Origin of the sequence: Streptomyces sp. NPDC007991 (assembly GCF_042958445.1) — a bacterium.
Lineage (GTDB): Bacteria > Actinomycetota > Actinomycetes > Streptomycetales > Streptomycetaceae > Streptomyces.
On sequence record NZ_JBIBJD010000003.1, the window covers coordinates 556,737 to 575,093 of the forward strand.

The following is an 18,357-nucleotide window of genomic DNA, read 5'->3' on the forward strand; positions in this document are numbered from 1 at the left end:
TTGGTTATGTTTGAAGGATGAGGAGTCCGGCGTGAAGAAGACCTCGACCCGGCTGGCCGACGGTCGCGAGCTCATCTACTACGACCTGCGTGACGACACCGTGCGGGACGCGGCCGACCGCCGCCCGCTGGACCGCACCGTCACCACGTCCGAGATCCGCCGCGACCCCCTGCTCGGCGACTCGGTCGCCGTCGCCTCGCACCGCCAGGGCCGCACCTACCATCCCCCGGCCGACGAGTGCCCCCTGTGCCCCTCCGAGGGCGACCGGCTCAGCGAGATCCCGGACTCGTCGTACGACGTCGTCGTGTTCGAGAACCGCTTCCCCTCGCTGGCCGGTGACTCCGGCCGCTGCGAGGTCGTCTGCTTCACGTCCGACCACAACGCGTCCTTCGCGAGCCTGAGCGAGGAGCAGGCCGGCCTGGTGCTGGAGGCGTGGACGGACCGTACGGCGGAGCTGTCCCATCTCCCCTCCGTCGAGCAGGTGTTCTGCTTCGAGAACCGGGGTGCCGAGATCGGCGTGACCCTCCAGCACCCGCACGGACAGATCTACGCCTACCCCTTCACCACCCCGCGCACCGCCCTGATGCTGCGTTCCGTCGCGGCCCACAAGGAGATGACGGGCGGGGAGAACCTCTTCGACGCCGTCCTGGAGCGGGAACTCGCCGAGGAGCGGGTCGTCCTGGAGGGCGACCACTGGGTGGCCTTCGTGCCGTACGCGGCGCACTGGCCGTACGAGGTCCACCTCTACCCCAAGCGCCGCGTGCCCGACCTGCTCGGGCTGGACGAGGCCGCGCGCACAGAGTTCCCCAAGGTGTATCTGGAACTCTTGAGGCGCTTGGACCGGATCTTCGGTGAGGGCGAGCCTCCGACGCCGTACATCGCGGCCTGGCACCAGGCCCCGTTCGGCGCGCTGGAGGAGTTCGACGGGGTCGTGCGCGAGGACTTCGCGCTCCACCTCGAGCTTTTCACCATCCGCCGCACTTCCGGCAAGCTGAAGTTCCTCGCGGGTTCCGAGTCCGGCATGAACGTGTTCATCAACGACGTGCCGCCGGAGCGCGCGGCCGAGCGACTGCGAGAGGTAGCGAGTTCATGAGCGGGAAGTACCTGGTGACGGGCGGCGCGGGTTACGTCGGCGGCGTGGTCGCCCAGCACCTGCTGGAAGCCGGTCACGAGGTCGTCGTCCTCGACAACCTCTCCACGGGCTTCCGCGAGGGCGTCCCGGCGGGCGCCTCCTTCGTGGAGGGCGACATCCGCGACGCCGCCAAGTGGCTGGACCCCTCCTTCGACGGCGTCCTGCACTTCGCCGCGTTCTCGCAGGTCGGCGAGTCGGTCGTGAAGCCGGAGAAGTACTGGGACAACAACGTCGGCGGCACCATGGCACTGCTCGCGGCGATGCGCGAGGCGGGCGTCCGCAAGCTCGTCTTCTCCTCCACGGCGGCGACGTACGGCGAGCCGGACCAGGTCCCGATCGTCGAGTCGGCGCCCACCTCCCCGACCAACCCGTACGGCGCCTCGAAGCTCGCCGTCGACCACATGATCACCGGCGAGGCGGCCGCCCACGGCCTGGGCGCGGTCTCGCTGCGCTACTTCAACGTGGCCGGGGCGTACGGCGAGTACGGCGAGCGCCACGACCCCGAGTCCCACCTGATCCCGCTCGTCCTCCAGGTCGCGCAGGGCAGGCGCGAGGCGATCTCCGTCTTCGGCGACGACTACCCGACGCCGGACGGCACCTGCGTGCGCGACTACATCCACGTCGCGGACCTGGCCGAGGCCCACCTGCTGGCGCTGCGGGCCGCCGCCCCCGGCGAGCACCTCATCTGCAACCTCGGCAACGGCAACGGCTTCTCCGTCCGCGAGGTCATCGAGACGGTCCGCCGGGTGACCGGCCACCCGATCCCGGAAGTGGTCGCCCCCCGCCGGGGCGGCGACCCGGCGGTCCTGGTGGCGTCGGCCGCCACGGCCCGCGAGAAACTGGGCTGGAACCCGTCCCGCGCGGACCTCGACGGCATCGTCGCGGACGCCTGGGACTTCGCGCAGCGGCGCGGCAACTAGTACGGAACGAAGGGTCAGGGGTCAGGGATGAGCGAGGCTGTTGCCGACGAGGCCGCCGGAGCGGTCGCCGAGCGGTTCACGGAGCTGTACGGCGCCGGGCCGCACGGAGTCTGGGCGGCACCGGGCCGCGTCAACCTCATCGGTGAGCACACCGACTACAACGACGGCTTCGTCATGCCGTTCGCCCTGCCGCACCAGGCGGTGGCGGCGGTCGCACGCCGCGAGGACGGCGTGCTCCGCCTGCACTCGGCGGACGTCGGGGGCGGAGTCACCGAACTCCGCCTGGACGACCTGTCCCCCGAGTCGGACAAGAACTGGACGGCGTACCCGGCGGGCGTGGTGTGGGCGCTGCGCGAGGCCGGCCACGCGGTGACGGGCGCGGACATCCACCTGTCCTCCACGGTCCCCTCGGGCGCGGGCCTGTCGTCGTCGGCGGCGCTGGAAGTGGCCGTGGCGCTGGCCCTCAACGACCTCTTCGCCCTCGGCCTGCGGGGCTGGCAACTGGCCCGCCTGTGCCAGCGCGCGGAGAACGTCTACGTGGGCGCCCCGGTCGGCATCATGGACCAGACCGCGTCGGCGTGCTGCGAGGCGGGCCACGCCCTGTTCCTCGACACCCGCGACCTCTCCCAGCGCCAGATCCCCTTCGACCTGACGGCCGAGGGCATGCGCCTGCTCGTGGTCGACACGCAGGTCAAGCACTCCCACAGCGAGGGCGAGTACGGCAAGCGCCGCGCGGGCTGCGAGAAGGGCGCGGCCCTGCTCGGCGTCGACGCCCTGCGGGACATCCCCTACGCCGGCCTCGACGCGGCCCTGGCCCGCCTCGGCGACGAGGAGGAGGTCCGCCGCCTGGTCCGCCACATCGTCACGGAGAACGAGCGCGTCGAACGGGTGGTGTCCCTGCTGGAGTCGGGCCAGACCCGCGCGATCGGCCCGGTCCTGGTCGAGGGCCACGCCTCCCTCCGGGACGACTTCCGCATCTCCTGCCCCGAACTGGACCTGGTCGTCGACACGGCCCTCGCCTCCGGCGCCCTGGGCGCCCGCATGACCGGCGGCGGCTTCGGCGGCTCGGCGATCGTCCTGGCGGAGGAGCCGGACGTGGACCCGATCACCAAGGCCGTCCAGGAAGCCTTCGCCGCGGCGGGCTTCACGACACCCCGCGTCTTCGAGGCGGTGCCGTCAGCGGGGGCACGCCGCCTGCGCTGACACACCGGCCTGGCGCCCCTCCCGCCGTGGGAAGGGCGCCCGCTCCTCTCCCGGCGACGTGCCCTGCAGCTTGTTCGTCTCGCGGTTCTTGAGGTCAGCCTTGCTCTCGTCGACGCAGTAGCCGTCCGCCGTCGCGGACACCGACGGCGAAGCCGAGGGCGAATCGGCCGAATCCGCACCGGCGATCTTGTCGGACGACGCCCCGTCGTTCACAGTGTTCTCCCGTTGAGGTGGGGGGACGGTCAAGCGAACCAACGCTATCCGTGAGCCGGCACGCGACGGCAACGAGGGCTTCAGCCCAGCCGCTTCGTCAGCGTGTACTCCGTGATCCCCGGCGGATAGTCCGGCACCACGCACACCACCTCGTACCCCTGCTTCTCGTAGAAGCGCGGGGCCTGGAAGTCCCAGGTCTCCAGGCGGGCCGCGCGGCAGCCGCGGTCGCGGGCGGCGAGGCGTTCGGCCTCCGAAAGCAACCGCGCCCCCAGGCCCCGGCCCCGGTGGCGTTCGTCGACCCACAGGTAGGTGACGTGGAGCCAGGTCGCCCACGTGTAGCCGACGAGGCCGCCCGCCAGGCCGTCGTCCGTGTCGTTCACAGCCCACACGTGCAACGGGACGTCCCTTTCGTCCGGCGTTCCGCGCAGGGCGCGCAGCACCGGAGAGGCGGCCGTGTTCGTTTCCCGCAGGCGCGTACGGAGCAGATCACGTCGGGCCTTGTCGACTTCTGTCTCAAGACGGAACATGCGGCACACCATAAACGCGCAGGACAGTCAGTTCTGCAAATAACCTTCCGCTCCGGGCCCCCGCCCGTACTCTGATGAACAGCACCGGTGGGGGCCGGTGCCGATCAGGGGGCGAGACAGCCGGGTGCGACACCCGGGGTGGGGGGAGCGGTTTCTGCACGGCGGCGGCCGTGCGGCTGCGGCGACCCGGCCGGGCTGCTGCGAGGACGGACGGACAGATGCAGCAGATCCGAGCACCTCGGTGTCGTACCCGCGCGGTGCCGTCTTCCGACGATGGGGTATCCCCTGCTCTTCAGGAGCCTGGGGAAGGGGGTTACGTGGTTCGCATCCGAGTCCTGGTCGTCGACGACCATCGCATCTTCGCCGAGTCACTCGCGGCGGCCTTGGCCGCCGAGCCCGATGTCGAGGTCTCCGCGGCCGGCAGCGGCCCCGCCGCGCTGCGCAGCCTGGAGCGGGCGGTCGCCGAGGGGCGGCGGTTCGATGTGCTGCTCGTCGACGCCGATCTGGGCGGCAAGGTGCCGGGCGCCCGCCCGGCCGTCCCGGTGCAGGAGGGCAACGAGGACGGGCTCGTCGACGGGATCTCCCTCGTCACGGGCGTGCGGTCCGCGCAGCCGAACGTACGGATCGTCGTGCTCGCCGAGAAGGACGACCCGCGCCGTGCCGCGCTGGCCCTTCAGGCCGGGGCCTGCGGGTGGGTCGCCAAGGACTGCTCGCTGTCCCGGCTGCTCACGGTCATCCGGGGCGTGCTGCGCGACGAGACGCATCTGCCGCCGGCCCTGCTGACCGGCGTGCTGCGGGAACTGACCGCCGCGCGCAAGCACCGCACGGAGAGCGAGCGGCTGGTGGAGTCCCTCACTCCGCGTGAGCGGGAAGTGCTGCGGTGCATGGTGGCGGGGCTGGGGCGCAAAGCCGTCGCCGAGCGCCTCTTCCTGTCGCCGCACACGGTACGGACGCACATGCAGAACGTGCTGGGCAAGCTGGGCGTGCACTCCACGCTCGCCGCCGTCGCCCTCGCCCGACGTGCCGGAGTCGGGCCCGCCGACCTAGCCGGGGATGTTGTCGAACGGGGCGGTCAGCTGGCGTAGCAGCCCCGCCAGTTCGGCGCGCTGGGCGCGGGAGAGCTCCGCGAGGATCGCGCGCTCCTGCTCCAGCAGCCCCGCCAGGGCCTGGTCCGCGCGGTCCCGGCCCTCGGCCGTCAGCCGGACCAGGACGCCTCGGCGGTCGCTGGGGTCGGGGAGGCGTTCCACCAGGCCCTTCTTCGCCAGGCGGTCGATGCGGTTCGTCATCGTGCCCGATGTGACCAGCGTCTGGGTGAGGAGCTGTCCCGGCGAGAGCTGGTACGGCGTGCCCGCGCGGCGCAGCGCCGTCAGGACGTCGAACTCCCACGGCTCCAGGCCGTGCTCGGAGAAGGCCAGCCGACGTGCCCGGTCCAGATGCCGGGCCAGTCTGCTCACGCGGCTGAGCACCTCGAGCGGTTCGACGTCGAGGTCCGGGCGCTCCCGGCGCCATGCTGCGACCAGCCGGTCGACCTCGTCCTCCATGGCGATCAGTGTAGTGGTTGTGTCGACGTAGAGTCTCTTGATGTTGATTTTCTTGACGTCGAGATAAATTGGGTGTCACGCTGTGTGTGCGTGCCGTACGGCCATCATGGACACCTGGAGGACCCATGCCCGCCCCCACCGCCCCCACCTGGGACCCCGCCCAGTACCTCCGTCACGCCGGCCACCGCGCCCGCCCCTTCGCCGACCTCCTCGCCCGCGTCCCCGACCTCCCCGGCGATCCTCCCCGCATCGCCGACCTGGGCTGCGGGCCCGGCAATGTCACCGCGCTGCTCGCCGCCCGCTGGCCCACCGCCCGGATCACCGGCTACGACAACTCGCCCGAGATGCTCGACAAGGCCCATGTCGATCACGAGGGGCCCACCCCGGGCGGCGGCCGCATCGGCTTCGCCCACGCCGACGCCCGCACCTGGGCGCCGGACGAGCCCTGCGACCTGATCATCAGCAACGCCACGCTGCAGTGGGTGCCGGGACACCTCGACCGGTTCGCCGACTGGGTGGCTGGGCTGAAACCCGCCGGGATCTTCGCCTTCCAGGTGCCCGGGAACTTCGACGCCCCCAGCCACCGCCTCATGCGCGACCTCGCCCGCGCACCGCACCGGCGCGACCGGCTCGCCGGCGTCCTGCGCCACGGCGACGCCGTCCACACCCCCGAGACCTACCTGGAGCGGCTCACCTCGCTCGGCTGCACCGCCGACGTGTGGGAGACGACGTACCTCCATCTGCTCCAGGGCGAGGACCCCGTCCTGGACTGGGTGAAGGGGACCGGCCTGCGGCCCGTGCTGACCGCCCTCGCCGACGACCCCGAGGCGCGGGACGGCTTCCTCACCGAGTACCGGGCCGCCCTGCGCGAGGCCTATCCGACGGGGCCGCACGGCACGCCGTTCCCGTTCCGGCGCCTGTTCGCCGTGGCCCGGAAGGAGGTGTGATGATCACCGCCCTCGACCACGTCCAGCTCGCCGCCCCGCCTGGAAGCGAGGAGCGGCTGCGCGTCTACTACGTCGATGTCCTCGGCATGACCGAGATTCCGAAGCCGCCTGTGCTCGCACGGCGCGGCGGATGCTGGTTCCAGGCCGGTGCCGTGCAGCTGCACGTCGGCATCGAGAAGGATTTCCGGGCGGCGAAGAAGGCCCACCCCGGGCTGCGGGTGGCGGACATCGACGCGTACGCCGCCCGGCTGGAGGCCCACGGGGCGCCGGTCACCTGGGACGCAGCCCTGCCGGGACACAAGCGCTTCTACTCACAGGACCCAGTGGGCAACCGTCTGGAATTCCTCGCACCTCTCCAGAGGGGGTCCGCCTAGGCCTTGCGGCGCCCTATCAGATGCGGCTTGGCCTCCAGCCCGTCCAGGCCGTGCCACGCCAGGTTCACCAGGTGCGCGGCCACCTCGGCCTTCTTCGGCTTGCGTACGTCCAGCCACCACTGGCCGGTCAGGGCGACCATGCCGACCAGTGCCTGGGCGTACAGCGGAGCCAGCTTGGGGTCGAACCCGCGGCTTTTGAACTCGCGGCCCAGGATGTCCTCCACCTGGGTGGCGATGTCCGAGATGAGGGAGGCGAAGGACCCCGTCGACTGGGGGATGGGGGAGTCACGGACCAGGATGCGGAAACCGTCCGTGTACTCCTCGATGTAGTCCAGCAGGGCGAAGGCCGCCTGTTCGCACAGTTCGCGGGGGTGACCGGCCGTGAGAGAGCTGGTCACCATGTCCAGCAGACGGCGCATCTCGCGGTCCACGACCACCGCGTACAGCCCCTCCTTGCCGCCGAAGTGCTCGTAGACCACTGGCTTGGAGACCCCGGCCTTCGCCGCGATCTCCTCCACCGACGTGCCCTCGAAACCCTTCGCGGCGAAGAGCGTGCGACCGATCTCCAGCAGCTGCTGGCGGCGCTCGGCACCGGTCATCCGGGTGCGACGCACTCGCCGCGGCTTGTCGTTGCTGGGGGTGCTGCTCGAGTCGGTCGCCACAGCGACCATCATGCCGCCTTGACGGGCTCCTTCCCGCGCGGGGAGCCGCCTTCCCCGGTGTTACGGCGCGAATCGATACGCGAGCGTGACGGCCAGCGCACGTCGTACGCCCAGCCGAGCATTTCGAACCAGCGGATCAGCCGTGCGGAGGAGTCCAGCTGGCCGCGCATCACCCCGTGCCGCGCGGAGGTGGGGTCGGCGTGGTGCAGGTTGTGCCAGGACTCGCCGCAGGACAGGATCGCCAGCCACCACACGTTGCCCGAGCGGTCGCGCGACTTGAAGGGGCGCTTGCCCACCGCGTGGCAGATCGAGTTGATCGACCACGTCACGTGGTGCAGCAGGGCCACCCGGACGAGTGAGCCCCAGAAGAACGCCGTGAACGCGCCCCACCAGGACATCGTGACCAGCCCGCCGATCAGCGCCGGGAGGCCCAGCGACACGACCGTCCACAGCACGAACTGGCGGGAGATCGCGCGCAGCGTCCTGTCCTTGACCAGGTCCGGGGCGTACTTCTCCTGCGGTGTCTGCTCCTCGTCGAACATCCATCCGATGTGTGCCCACCACAGGCCCTTCATCAGGGCCGGGAGCGTCTCGCCGAACCGCCACGGCGAGTGCGGGTCGCCCTCCGCGTCGGAGAACTTGTGGTGCTTGCGGTGATCGGCCACCCAGCGGACCAGCGGACCCTCGACCGCCATGGAGCCGGCGACCGCCAGCGCGATCTTCAGCGGCCGCTTGGCCTTGAAGGAACCGTGGGTGAAGTGACGGTGGAAACCGATCGTGATGCCGTGGCATCCCAGGAAGTAGAAGAACACCAGCAGACCGAGGTCCAGCCAGCTCACACCCCAGCCCCAGGCCAGCGGCACCGCCGCCAGCAGCGCGAGGAACGGGACGGTGATGAAGAGGAGGAGGGCGATCTGCTCGATGGACCGCTTCCGCTCGCCGCCCAGCGTGGCGGGGGGAGCCTGGTCGGTTGCCTGACCGGACGCCTTCGGGGCGTTCTCGATCACGTCGGAACTACTGGTCATACGCGTCCCCTGGGGGGTATGTGGATGGAGAGGAGGGTGCCGGAGCACGGGAACCCCGCAGTGCTTCCTACGGTTCCGTAACCTACGGCATCGTAAGTATGGCAGCGCGTCGCCCGGCGGCAAGAGCCCGAGGGCCTGCGCGTCCCGGCCGACACCTATCCTGGAGTCGGTCGGACAGCGCGGTCCGCTCTGATTTCTTCCCGGATGTCCGGCCCGTATGCGGCGCCCGCCGCGCGAGACGCCGTCCGGGTACCCCCTCCCAGACGAGCTTCAACACTGCAAGGAGCCGCACCTGTGAGCAGTGCCGACGACCAGACCACCACGACGAGCAGTGAGCTGCGTGCCGACATCCGCCGACTGGGTGACCTCCTCGGAGAGACCCTCGTCCGGCAGGAGGGTCCCGAGCTCCTGGAGCTCGTCGAGAAGGTCCGCCGCCTCACCCGTGAGGACGGCGAGGCCGCCGCCGAGCTGCTGCGCGGCACCGAACTCGACACCGCGGCCAAGCTGGTCCGCGCGTTCTCCACCTACTTCCACCTGGCCAACGTCACCGAACAGGTCCACCGAGGCCGCGAGCTGCGCGCCCGCCGCGCCGCCGAGGGCGGACTGCTCGCCCGCACGGCCGACCGGCTCAAGGACGCCGACCCCGAACACCTGCGCGAGACGGTCCGCAACCTCAACGTCCGCCCCGTGTTCACGGCCCACCCCACCGAGGCCGCCCGCCGGTCGGTCCTCAACAAGCTCCGGCGTGTCGCCGCCCTCCTGGAGACCCCGGTCATCGAGTCCGACCGCCGCCGCCTCGACACCCGCCTGGCCGAGAACATCGACCTCGTCTGGCAGACCGACGAACTGCGCGTCGTCCGCCCCGAGCCGGCCGACGAGGCCCGCAACGCCATCTACTACCTCGACGAACTGCACGCCGGCGCCGTCGGCGACGTCCTTGAGGACCTCACCGCCGAGCTGGAGCGCGCCGGGGTCAAGCTCCCCGACGACACCCGCCCCCTCACCTTCGGCACCTGGATCGGCGGCGACCGCGACGGCAACCCGAACGTCACCCCCCAGGTCACCTGGGACGTCCTCATCCTCCAGCACGAACACGGCATCAACGACGCCCTGGAGACCATCGACGAACTCCGCGGCTTCCTGTCCAACTCCATCCGCTACGCCGGCGCCACCGAGGAACTGCTGACCTCCCTCCAGGCCGACCTGGAGAACCTCCCCGAGATCAGCCCCCGCTACAAGCGCCTCAACGCCGAGGAGCCCTACCGGCTCAAGGCCACCTGCATCCGGCAGAAGCTGGAGAACACCAAGCAGCGCCTCGCCAAGGGCACCGCACACGTACCCGGCCGCGACTACCTCGGCACCGGCGAGCTGATCAGCGACCTCAGGATCATCCAGAGCTCCCTGCGCGAGCACCGCGGCGGCCTCTTCGCCGACGGCCGCCTCGCCCGCACCATCCGCACCCTGGCCGCCTTCGGCCTCCAGCTCGCCACCATGGACGTCCGCGAACACGCCGACGCCCACCACCACGCCCTCGGTCAGCTGTTCGACCGGCTCGGTGAGGAGTCCTGGCGGTACGCGGACATGCCCCGCGACTACCGCGCCAAGCTCCTCGCCAAGGAACTCCGCTCCCGCCGCCCCCTCGCGCCCACCCCGGCACCCGTCGACGCGCCCGGCGAGAAGACCCTCGGCGTCTTCCAGACCGTGAAGAAGGCCCTGGAGGTCTTCGGGCCCGAGGTCATCGAGTCGTACATCATCTCCATGTGCCAGGGCGCCGACGACGTCTTCGCCGCCGCCGTCCTCGCCCGCGAAGCCGGCCTGATCGACCTGCACGCCGGCTGGGCCAAGATCGGCATCGTGCCCCTGCTGGAGACCACCGACGAACTCAAGGCCGCCGACACCATCCTGGAGGACATGCTCTCCGACCCGTCCTACCGGCGCCTCGTCGCGCTCAGGGGCGACGTCCAGGAGGTCATGCTCGGCTACTCCGACTCCTCCAAGTTCGGCGGCATCACCACCAGCCAGTGGGAGATCCACCGCGCCCAGCGCCGCCTGCGCGACGTCGCCCACCGCTACGGCGTCCGCCTGCGCCTCTTCCACGGCCGCGGCGGCACCGTCGGCCGCGGCGGCGGCCCCACCCACGACGCCATCCTCGCCCAGCCCTGGGGCACCCTGGAGGGCGAGATCAAGGTGACCGAGCAGGGCGAGGTCATCTCCGACAAGTACCTCATCCCGTCCCTGGCCCGGGAGAACCTCGAACTCACCGTCGCGGCCACCCTCCAGGCCTCCGCCCTGCACACCGCACCCCGCCAGTCCACCGAGGCCCTCGCCCGCTGGGACGCCGCGATGGACGTCGTCTCCGACGCCGCCCACGCCGCCTACCGCCGCCTCGTCGAGGACCCCGACCTGCCGACGTACTTCCTCGCGTCGACGCCGGTGGACCAGCTCGCCGACCTGCACCTGGGCTCCCGGCCCTCCCGCCGCCCCGGCTCCGGCGTCTCGCTCGACGGCCTGCGCGCCATCCCCTGGGTGTTCGGCTGGACCCAGTCCCGGCAGATCGTCCCCGGCTGGTTCGGCGTCGGCTCCGGCCTGAAGGCACTGCGCGAGGCGGGCCTGGACACCGTCCTCGACGAGATGTACGGACAGTGGCACTTCTTCCGCAACTTCATCTCCAACGTCGAGATGACCCTGGCCAAGACCGACCTGCGGATCGCCCAGCACTACGTCGACACCCTCGTCCCCGACGACCTCAAGCACGTCTTCGACACCATCAGGGCCGAACACGAACTGACCGTGGCCGAGGTCCTGAAGGTCACCGGCGAACAGGAACTCCTCGACGCCGAACCCGTCCTCAAGCAGACCTTCGCCATCCGCGACGCCTACCTCGACCCCATCTCCTACCTCCAGGTCGCCCTGCTCAAGCGGCAGCGCGACGCGGCCGCCGCCGGCGAACAGCCCGACCCGCTGCTCGCCCGCGCCCTGCTCCTCACCGTCAACGGCGTGGCAGCGGGCCTGCGCAACACCGGCTGACCCGCACCCCGGACACAACCGTGCCCCCGAGCCCGTACAGGCTCGGGGGCACGGCACGTCCCACGCTCAGCCCCGGCCGAGCCTCCGGCGACGCAGCACCAGCAACCCACCGCCCGCGACCAGCGCCGCCGCCACCCCGGACAGCAGACCCACCGGCGCCCCGTTGCCCGTCTCGGCGAGATCACCGCCCGCACCGCCCTGCGGCGACGCCGACGGCGACGAGGACGCCGACGCACCCCCGCCGGCCGGCGAACTCGGGGACCCCGACGTGCCCGGCTCCGCCGACGGCGCCTCGGACGCCCCGGACGAGGGCGACGGGGAAGCCGACCCGGACGGCGTCGAACCGCCGGGCTCCTGCTCGTCCTCGCAGTCCGTCCAGAACACCTTGTGCTTGGCGGCACCCTTCTCGCCGTCGAAGTTCCAGAACAGCTTGTAGTGCCCGTCGGGCAGCGACAGATCCTCCGTACGGCCGTGACCCTGACCGTCCAGCGTGAGCGCGCCGGACTTCACCGTCTCCCCCTTGTTCTCGCTCGGGGGGATCGCGTCGATGTGCCAGTCGACCTCCTGGACGCCGTCAAAACCGAAGGCGTCCAGGTAGAACGCGCACACATGCGGCTCGTTGCGGCGCAGTTCCTCGCCCGTCGAAGCGTCGTGGATCTTGACCGTGCCGTTGTCACCGGGAGGGGTCGCGTGAGCGGCCGGAGCGAGCAGGAGAACCGCGGAAGCGGCGGCGCAGACAGCGCCGGCGGGCATGAGGGTTCGCATCGGGAGGACGTCCATCTTCGTGAAGGGATCGGGAAGATGTGGAGGGGGCGGCTCAGCTTCCAGCCTCGCCCGCGGCCCCGTCAAGCACGAACGCGCAACGCTCGCCCCCGCCACAGAAGGGAAGAACGCCACACCCCCTCAGACGGTCACCCAGCCCGGTCATCGAGGCGGCCACAGCCGGTCACCCAGGCACTCACTAGACGGCCACGAAAGCCGCCGTCAGCAACGCCACCCCCGACAACGCCATCACCCACGCCGCCCGCGTGCGCAGCAGACCGCCCGCCACCACCACCGACGCCAGCAACAGCGCACCACCCAGCGGAATCCACGCGTACAGCACCCCGGCCGGACCCGAACGCACCGCCTCATCGCTGCCCGGCTTCATGACCACCGTGTACGTCCGGCCCTTGTGCACCGCGACCGACTTCTCCAGAACCACCCGCGACCGCGGCTGCGAACCCTCCGACAACGGCGCATACCGGCCCGTGCACATGTCCGGCCCGCACCGCGTCACATCGACCGTGCCGTGCTCCCGGCCCTTCGTCAGCATCACGTGCTGCGCCGTACCCCACGACGCCCACACACCCGCGATCAGGATCAGCACCGCCACCGCACCCATCACCGCGAACCGCCCGAACCGCAGCACGGCATGGGCGCTGGGGCGAGCGGCGGCGGTGGCAGAGGCAGGCATGGCCGGGATCATTGGCCATACCCGCACGGCCGGTCAACTCCCGTGGGTGACAAGTCAGGAGTTGTACGTACTCTGCGCCCGCTCCAGCCCCTCGATCACCAGACACTCCACCGCGTCCGCCGCCCGGTCCACGAAGTAGTCCAGCTCCTTGCGCTCCGCCGACGAGAAATCCCGCAGCACGAAATCCGCCACCGGCATCCGCCCCGGCGGCCGGCCGATCCCGAACCGCACCCGGTGATAATCCGCCCCGAACGCCTTCGTCATCGACTTCAGCCCGTTGTGCCCGTTGTCACCGCCACCCAGCTTCAGCCGCAACACCCCGTAATCGATGTCCAACTCATCATGAATCGCCACCACATGGGCGACCGGCACCTTGTAGAAATCCCGCAACGCGTTCACCGGCCCGCCCGACAGATTCATGTACGACATCGGCTTCGCCAGGATCACCCGCCGGCTGGCCGGCCCCGGCGGCCCGATCCGGCCCTCGACGACCTGCGCCTGCGCCTTCCCGGCCCGCTTGAACCTCCCCCCGACCCGGTCCGCCAGCAGATCGGCCACCATGAAACCCACGTTGTGCCGGTTCCCCGCGTACTCCGGCCCCGGATTGCCCAGCCCCACGATCAGCCAGGGAACGGCCGCATCCGTCGTCACGTCCATGTCTCCTTCATACGCGTCGGCCGCTGCTCCGCACGGGAACAGCGGCCGACGAAACGACGACGAAGAGGATCAGGCCTCAGCGGCCTCGTTGCCCTCGGACTCCTCGCCCTCGGCCTCCTCCGCCTGCGCGGCCAGCACCTGCAGAACGACGGTGTCAGCGTCCACGTCCAGCGTCGTGCCCTTCGGCAGCGGGATGTCCTTGGCAAGGACGGAGTCACCCGCCGTCAGACCCTCCACGGAGACCGTCACCGACTCCGGGATGTGCGTCGCCTCGGCCACCACCGGCAGCGCGTTCAGCACGTGCTCCAGCAGGTTGCCGCCCGGAGCCAGCTCACCCTCGGTGTGCACGTAGATCTCGACGTTGACCTGCTCGCCACGCTTCACCAGCTGCAGGTCCACGTGCTCCAGGAAACCCTTCAGCGGGTCACGCTGCACGGCCTTCGGAATCGCCAGCTCGTTCTGCTTGCCGTCGATGTCCAGCGCGATCAGCACGTTCGGCGTACGCAGCGCCATCAGCAGGTCGTGACCCGGAAGGGTCAGGTGCAGCGGGTCCGAACCGTGCCCGTACAGCACACCCGGAACCTTGTCTTCACGACGGATACGGCGCGCGGCACCCTTGCCGAACTCGGTGCGCGTCGCGGCGGAGATCTTCACCTCGGACATACTCACTCCTCGAAGTCAGAAACGGACGTGGTCACCCGGCCACGAACGGCCTGCTACGAAGAGCGCGTCGATAACGGACCGCCGCACAAGCTTCCAGAAGAAGCGGTACGGCCTCCCTCGCCGAGCAACTTCAGCAGTCTACTCGGCGACGGAGGCCGCACCCAAAACGATCTACACAACCCCGGCCGAGAAGCCCAGGGACTCCTACTGCTCGTCGAACAGGCTCGTCACCGAACCGTCCTCGAACACCTCACGCACCGCACTCGCGATCGTCGGCGCGATCGACAGCACCGAGATCTTGTCCAGATCCGCACTCAGCTCACCCGGCGTCGGCAGCGTGTTCGTGAACACGAACTCACTCACCCGCGAGTTCTTCAGCCGATCCGCCGCCGGACCCGACAGCACACCGTGCGTCGCCGTCACGATCACATCCTCCGCGCCGTGCGCGAACAGCGCGTCCGCCGCGGCACAGATCGTCCCGCCCGTGTCGATCATGTCGTCCACCAGAACACACACGCGCCCCTTCACCTCACCCACGACCTCGTGGACGGTGACCTGGTTCGCGACATCCTTGTCCCGGCGCTTGTGCACGATCGCCAGCGGCGCACCCAGCCGGTCGCACCAGCGGTCGGCCACCCGCACCCGGCCCGCGTCCGGAGACACCACCGTCAGCTTCTCCCGGTCCACCTTCCGGCCCACGTAGTCCGCCAGCAGCGGCAGCGCGAACAGATGGTCCACCGGACCGTCGAAGAAGCCCTGGATCTGGTCCGTGTGCAGATCCACGGTCAGCAGCCGGTCCGCACCGGCGGTCTTCATCATGTCCGCGATCAGACGCGCCGAAATCGGTTCACGTCCCCGGTGCTTCTTGTCCTGCCGCGCGTAACCGTAGAACGGCACGATGACGGTGATGGAGCGGGCCGACGCACGCTTCAGCGCGTCGATCATGATCAACTGCTCCATGATCCACTTGTTGATCGGAGCCGTGTGGCTCTGGATCAGGAAGCAGTCGGCACCACGTGCCGACTCCTGATAACGCACATAGATCTCGCCGTTCGCGAAGTCGAAGGCCTTCGTCGGGACAACCCCGACACCCAACTGCTGGGCGACCTCCTCGGCAAGCTCGGGGTGGGCGCGGCCGGAGAAGAACATCAACTTCTTCTCGCCGGTCGTCTTGATCCCGGTCACAGCACTGTCTCCTCAGAGGTGTCGCAGCTGGGGTTCCGAGAGACCTCTCAGCCGGCTTGCGAGAGGCCGTCTCAACTGGTGGGGGTGCGGGTGTGCACTTATCACCGTACGCCGTGTTTCAGGCACCGGTTTCCGGTCAGCCCTCCTCGGCCGACCCCCGGGAAGCCGCCTCGGCCGCCTTCGCAGCCGCGCTCCCCGGACGCTTCCGAGCCACCCAACCCTCGATATTCCGCTGCTGACCACGGGCCACGGCCAGCGAACCGGGCGGCACATCCTTGGTGATCACAGACCCGGCGGCGGTGTACGCACCGTCCCCGACCGTGACAGGCGCCACAAACATGTTGTCCGAGCCCGTACGGCAATGTGAACCGATGGTCGTGTGGTGCTTCTCCCGGCCGTCGTAGTTCACGAACACGCTCGCGGCACCGATGTTGGAGAAATCACCGATCGTCGCGTCACCGACATAGGAGAGATGAGGCACCTTCGTCCCCTCCCCGATCGACGCGTTCTTCGTCTCGACGTACGTCCCGATCTTGCCCTTGGCGCCCAGCCGCGTCCCCGGACGCAGATACGCGTACGGCCCCACGGACGCCCCGGGCCCCACCTCCGCACCCACGGCCACCGTGTTGTCGACCCGCGCACCGGCCCCCACCCGGGTGTCCGTCAGCCGGCAGTTGGGCCCGACCTCCGCACCCTCCCCGAGATGGGTCGACCCGTGCAGCTGCGTACCCGGATGCACGACAGAGTCCTGCTCGAACGTCACCGTCACGTCGACCCAGGTCGTCGCCGGATCGATCACCGTCACACCGGACAGCATGGCCTCGGTGAGCAGCCGGTCGTTGAGAATGCGACGCGCCTCGGACAACTGCACGCGGTTGTTGATACCGGCGATCTCACGGTGGTCGCCCGCGACGGACGCCCCGACCCGGTGCCCGGCCGCACGCAGAATGCCCAGGACATCGGTCAGGTACTCCTCGCCCTGGCTGTTGTCCGTCCGCACCTTCTTCAGCGCCTCGGCGAGCAACTGCCCGTCGAACGCGAACACCCCCGAGTTGATCTCCCGGATCGACCGCTGGACGTCGGAGGCGTCCTTGTGCTCCACGATCGCCGTCACGGCACCCGAGTCGTCCCGCACGATCCGGCCGTAGCCGGTCGCGTCCGGCACCTCGGCGGTCAGCACGGTGACCGCGTTGCCGTCCTCCGTGTGGGTGGCGGCCAGGGCCCGCAGCGTCTCGCCGGCCAGCAGGGGAGTGTCCCCGCACACGACGACGACCGTCCCGTCGACGGACCCGCCGAGCGCCTCCAGCCCCATCCGCACGGCATGCCCCGTACCGTTCTGCTCCGCCTGTACCGCCGTGCGGACGTCCGGGGCGATCTCGCCGAGATGGGCGGTGACCTGCTCACGGGCGTGGCCGACCACGACGACCAGGTTCTCGGGGTGCAGCTCGCCCGCGGCGGCGAGCACGTGTCCCACGAGACTGCGGCCGCAGAGCTCGTGCAGGACCTTGGGTGTGGCCGACTTCATACGGGTGCCCTCACCCGCTGCGAGAACGACGACGGCTGCCGGGCGGTTGGCGCTCACGGGATGCCCTTCGGCTGTGGATGGGGTGGGTGACATCCGCAGGATACCGGGGGGTTTTGTGGGAGAGATGGGTGCGGGTCCTGACTAAGGGTTTGCCAGTCAGGACCCGAACCGAGCTTTGCTCCGCCGCCAGGACTCGAACCCGGACTGAGGACACCAAAAGACCCAGTGCTGCCACTTACACCACGGCGGATGGCAAGCCCAGTCAGACAGCCGTTCGCGGAGTGCGCGACTGAGCCTCCCCTACTATGCCCCACCACCAGCCTTCGATGCGACGGTATAGGTCTGCTCCGCCGCGTACATCGACACGGACGCAGCCGTAGTACCCCTCATTGGTGTTCTTCCGGTTCGTGCTGGGGTTGTGCTTCTTGAGCGTGGTCTTCAGGAGCGAGGCTCGGTTGATCCCCACGTGATCGGCCCAGAACTGCTCGGCGCCCGCTACGTCTGCGCTCTCGTGGACATGCACGGCGAACTTCAGGCGTTCCCGTTCGACGCCGAGCATGTCGAGCCAGGCCAGGAAGACCGTGATCATGCCAGGGTCGCTGTTCACGAAGATCACGCGCTCTTGCCGACGGTACGGCTTGCTTTTCGCGCCCTCGGCCCAATAAAGGCCCACGCCGACCAGGAACAGTTCACGATCGGTCAGGTGCTCGATCTCGCGCGTTGCCACTTCTCTGGTTCGCCGGCGTTCCTCCTCGCGTAGCCGCAGCTTTGCTTCCCAACCCCGCTTCGCGATCGCCGAGGCTTCCTCCCGGGTCCGTTGTCGGCGCTCCGGCTTCGGCAGGTCCCGTACCCACAGCGAGATCGAACTCTTCGAGCACCCCAGCTCGACCTCGATCTGGTCGTACGTCCAGCCCTGGAGGCGGAGCTCCCTCGCCTTCTCCCTCAGGTCGTCCTTCGCCCGGGGGCGCTTCGTCCAGGCCGGCGGGGGCTCGCCCTTCACCAGTTGGTTGAGGATGTCGTTGTTGTAGATCTTCAGCTCGTCGCGGATCTGGCGGAGGCTGCAGCCCGAGCGTCGCAAGGCCACTGCCCGTTCCCGCAGCCCTTCGAAGTCCGCGTATTTGCCGGGTGCATGTGTCATACGCATACCGTCCGGGCGGAATGGAAGGTTCCGGGATCGAACGGTGAGCGATTCAGCAGTTCGAGGGATATCGGGCCGTATCGCAGCCGAACGGTCACGGAGTGTGGTGTAGGTCAGTGCGGGAAACTCTCCGGAAAACCGGCGGGGGCCGCCCGTAGGCTG

At 69.8% G+C, this 18,357-nt stretch carries 19 protein-coding genes and 1 tRNA gene; 7 read left to right on the forward strand and 13 right to left on the reverse strand.

Annotated features, from left to right (window positions below; genetic code table 11):
• Nucleotides 1-31: 31 nt before the first annotated feature.
• Genes galT through galK form a run of 3 tightly spaced genes read left to right on the forward strand, consistent with a single transcriptional unit; the run spans nt 32 to nt 3,255 of the window.
• Nucleotides 32-1,093 (forward strand): galactose-1-phosphate uridylyltransferase, encoded by a 1,062-nt coding sequence (gene galT / locus ACFZDA_RS11050; protein ID WP_391078210.1) that lies wholly within the window; start codon nt 32-34, stop codon nt 1,091-1,093.
• Nucleotides 1,090-2,052 (forward strand): UDP-glucose 4-epimerase GalE, encoded by a 963-nt coding sequence (gene galE, locus ACFZDA_RS11055; RefSeq protein ID WP_391078213.1) that lies wholly within the window; start codon nt 1,090-1,092, stop codon nt 2,050-2,052. The genes galT and galE overlap by 4 nt, the downstream gene beginning before the upstream one ends.
• 27 nt (nt 2,053-2,079) lie before the next feature.
• Nucleotides 2,080-3,255 (forward strand): galactokinase, encoded by a 1,176-nt coding sequence (gene galK / locus ACFZDA_RS11060; protein WP_391078216.1) that lies wholly within the window; start codon nt 2,080-2,082, stop codon nt 3,253-3,255.
• Here the strand turns inward: galK and ACFZDA_RS11065 are convergent.
• Together ACFZDA_RS11065 and ACFZDA_RS11070 are read right to left on the reverse strand one after the other, a co-directional pair.
• Nucleotides 3,229-3,468, reverse strand: coding sequence for a hypothetical protein (locus tag ACFZDA_RS11065; protein ID WP_391078219.1), 240 nt, complete (start codon nt 3,466-3,468; stop codon nt 3,229-3,231). The genes galK and ACFZDA_RS11065 overlap by 27 nt on opposite strands.
• Before the next feature lie 80 nt (nt 3,469-3,548).
• Complete coding sequence (locus ACFZDA_RS11070; RefSeq protein ID WP_391078221.1) at nt 3,549-4,007, reverse strand: GNAT family N-acetyltransferase; 459 nt, start codon at nt 4,005-4,007, stop codon at nt 3,549-3,551.
• Between the two features lie 305 nt (nt 4,008-4,312).
• Here ACFZDA_RS11070 and ACFZDA_RS11075 point away from each other — a divergent pair, with 305 nt between their 5' ends.
• Nucleotides 4,313-5,080, forward strand: coding sequence for a response regulator transcription factor (locus ACFZDA_RS11075; RefSeq protein WP_356926358.1), 768 nt, complete (start codon nt 4,313-4,315; stop codon nt 5,078-5,080).
• On the opposite strand, the gene tamR is transcribed toward ACFZDA_RS11075, so the two are convergent.
• Nucleotides 5,039-5,536, reverse strand: a complete 498-nt coding sequence (gene tamR, locus ACFZDA_RS11080) for a MarR family transcriptional regulator TamR (protein WP_391078225.1) — start codon at nt 5,534-5,536, stop codon at nt 5,039-5,041. The two genes, ACFZDA_RS11075 and tamR, sit on opposite strands and share 42 nt — an antisense overlap.
• 125 nt (nt 5,537-5,661) lie before the next feature.
• Here tamR and ACFZDA_RS11085 point away from each other — a divergent pair, with 125 nt between their 5' ends.
• Nucleotides 5,662-6,483 (forward strand): trans-aconitate 2-methyltransferase, encoded by an 822-nt coding sequence (locus tag ACFZDA_RS11085; protein ID WP_391078228.1) that lies wholly within the window; start codon nt 5,662-5,664, stop codon nt 6,481-6,483.
• Nucleotides 6,483-6,857, forward strand: coding sequence for a VOC family protein (locus ACFZDA_RS11090; RefSeq protein WP_391078230.1), 375 nt, complete (start codon nt 6,483-6,485; stop codon nt 6,855-6,857). The genes ACFZDA_RS11085 and ACFZDA_RS11090 overlap by 1 nt, the downstream gene beginning before the upstream one ends.
• Here ACFZDA_RS11090 and ACFZDA_RS11095 read toward each other — a convergent pair.
• Together ACFZDA_RS11095 and ACFZDA_RS11100 are read right to left on the reverse strand one after the other, a co-directional pair.
• Complete coding sequence (locus tag ACFZDA_RS11095) at nt 6,854-7,531, reverse strand: TetR/AcrR family transcriptional regulator (protein ID WP_037668217.1); 678 nt, start codon at nt 7,529-7,531, stop codon at nt 6,854-6,856. The genes ACFZDA_RS11090 and ACFZDA_RS11095 overlap by 4 nt on opposite strands.
• Entirely contained in the window at nt 7,528-8,544 is a 1,017-nt protein-coding gene (locus ACFZDA_RS11100; protein WP_391078233.1) for a fatty acid desaturase, read from the reverse strand. The genes ACFZDA_RS11095 and ACFZDA_RS11100 overlap by 4 nt, the downstream gene beginning before the upstream one ends.
• Before the next feature lie 294 nt (nt 8,545-8,838).
• Between ACFZDA_RS11100 and ppc the strand changes: the two genes are divergently transcribed.
• Nucleotides 8,839-11,571, forward strand: a complete 2,733-nt coding sequence (gene ppc, locus ACFZDA_RS11105; protein ID WP_391078236.1) for a phosphoenolpyruvate carboxylase — start codon at nt 8,839-8,841, stop codon at nt 11,569-11,571.
• 66 nt (nt 11,572-11,637) lie between these two features.
• Here ppc and ACFZDA_RS11110 read toward each other — a convergent pair whose 3' ends face one another.
• The 8 genes from ACFZDA_RS11110 to ACFZDA_RS11145 all read right to left on the reverse strand — a co-directional run bounded on the left by ACFZDA_RS11110 (nt 11,638) and on the right by ACFZDA_RS11145 (nt 18,195).
• The gene (locus ACFZDA_RS11110) at nt 11,638-12,336 is read right to left on the reverse strand and encodes an LPXTG cell wall anchor domain-containing protein (protein ID WP_391078239.1); all 699 of its coding nucleotides are present in this window, start codon (nt 12,334-12,336) and stop codon (nt 11,638-11,640) included.
• Between the two features lie 196 nt (nt 12,337-12,532).
• On the reverse strand, nt 12,533-13,039 hold the full coding sequence (locus ACFZDA_RS11115; RefSeq protein WP_391078574.1) for a hypothetical protein: 507 nt from the start codon (nt 13,037-13,039) through the stop codon (nt 12,533-12,535).
• A 42-nt stretch (nt 13,040-13,081) separates the two neighbouring features.
• On the reverse strand, nt 13,082-13,684 hold the full coding sequence (pth, locus tag ACFZDA_RS11120; protein WP_391078242.1) for an aminoacyl-tRNA hydrolase: 603 nt from the start codon (nt 13,682-13,684) through the stop codon (nt 13,082-13,084).
• A gap of 69 nt (nt 13,685-13,753) precedes the next feature.
• Nucleotides 13,754-14,347, reverse strand: coding sequence for a 50S ribosomal protein L25/general stress protein Ctc (locus tag ACFZDA_RS11125; protein WP_391078245.1), 594 nt, complete (start codon nt 14,345-14,347; stop codon nt 13,754-13,756).
• A gap of 204 nt (nt 14,348-14,551) precedes the next feature.
• Nucleotides 14,552-15,532 (reverse strand): ribose-phosphate diphosphokinase, encoded by a 981-nt coding sequence (locus ACFZDA_RS11130; RefSeq protein ID WP_020271633.1) that lies wholly within the window; start codon nt 15,530-15,532, stop codon nt 14,552-14,554.
• 136 nt (nt 15,533-15,668) lie between these two features.
• The gene (gene glmU / locus ACFZDA_RS11135; protein ID WP_391078248.1) at nt 15,669-17,114 is read right to left on the reverse strand and encodes a bifunctional UDP-N-acetylglucosamine diphosphorylase/glucosamine-1-phosphate N-acetyltransferase GlmU; all 1,446 of its coding nucleotides are present in this window, start codon (nt 17,112-17,114) and stop codon (nt 15,669-15,671) included.
• A gap of 121 nt (nt 17,115-17,235) precedes the next feature.
• Nucleotides 17,236-17,307, reverse strand: a tRNA-Gln gene (locus tag ACFZDA_RS11140).
• 12 nt (nt 17,308-17,319) lie between these two features.
• Complete coding sequence (locus tag ACFZDA_RS11145) at nt 17,320-18,195, reverse strand: hypothetical protein (RefSeq protein ID WP_391078251.1); 876 nt, start codon at nt 18,193-18,195, stop codon at nt 17,320-17,322.
• Nucleotides 18,196-18,357: the final 162 nt, after the last annotated feature.

What these genes read in the sequence shown, in the direction of transcription:
- ACFZDA_RS11085 (WP_391078228.1), top strand. Translation starts at nt 5,662, where the DNA reads ATGCCCGCCCCCACCGCCCCCACCTGGGACCCCGCCCAGTACCTCCGT.
- ACFZDA_RS11110 (WP_391078239.1), bottom strand. Translation starts at nt 12,336, where the DNA reads ATGCGAACCCTCATGCCCGCCGGCGCTGTCTGCGCCGCCGCTTCCGCG.
- ACFZDA_RS11100 (WP_391078233.1), bottom strand. Translation starts at nt 8,544, where the DNA reads ATGACCAGTAGTTCCGACGTGATCGAGAACGCCCCGAAGGCGTCCGGT.
- ACFZDA_RS11090 (WP_391078230.1), top strand. Translation starts at nt 6,483, where the DNA reads ATGATCACCGCCCTCGACCACGTCCAGCTCGCCGCCCCGCCTGGAAGC.
- galE (WP_391078213.1), top strand. Translation starts at nt 1,090, where the DNA reads ATGAGCGGGAAGTACCTGGTGACGGGCGGCGCGGGTTACGTCGGCGGC.
- pth (WP_391078242.1), bottom strand. Translation starts at nt 13,684, where the DNA reads ATGGACGTGACGACGGATGCGGCCGTTCCCTGGCTGATCGTGGGGCTG.
- ACFZDA_RS11115 (WP_391078574.1), bottom strand. Translation starts at nt 13,039, where the DNA reads ATGATCCCGGCCATGCCTGCCTCTGCCACCGCCGCCGCTCGCCCCAGC.
- ACFZDA_RS11125 (WP_391078245.1), bottom strand. Translation starts at nt 14,347, where the DNA reads ATGTCCGAGGTGAAGATCTCCGCCGCGACGCGCACCGAGTTCGGCAAG.
- tamR (WP_391078225.1), bottom strand. Translation starts at nt 5,536, where the DNA reads ATGGAGGACGAGGTCGACCGGCTGGTCGCAGCATGGCGCCGGGAGCGC.
- ACFZDA_RS11095 (WP_037668217.1), bottom strand. Translation starts at nt 7,531, where the DNA reads ATGATGGTCGCTGTGGCGACCGACTCGAGCAGCACCCCCAGCAACGAC.
- ACFZDA_RS11070 (WP_391078221.1), bottom strand. Translation starts at nt 4,007, where the DNA reads ATGGTGTGCCGCATGTTCCGTCTTGAGACAGAAGTCGACAAGGCCCGA.
- galK (WP_391078216.1), top strand. Translation starts at nt 2,080, where the DNA reads ATGAGCGAGGCTGTTGCCGACGAGGCCGCCGGAGCGGTCGCCGAGCGG.
- ACFZDA_RS11145 (WP_391078251.1), bottom strand. Translation starts at nt 18,195, where the DNA reads ATGACACATGCACCCGGCAAATACGCGGACTTCGAAGGGCTGCGGGAA.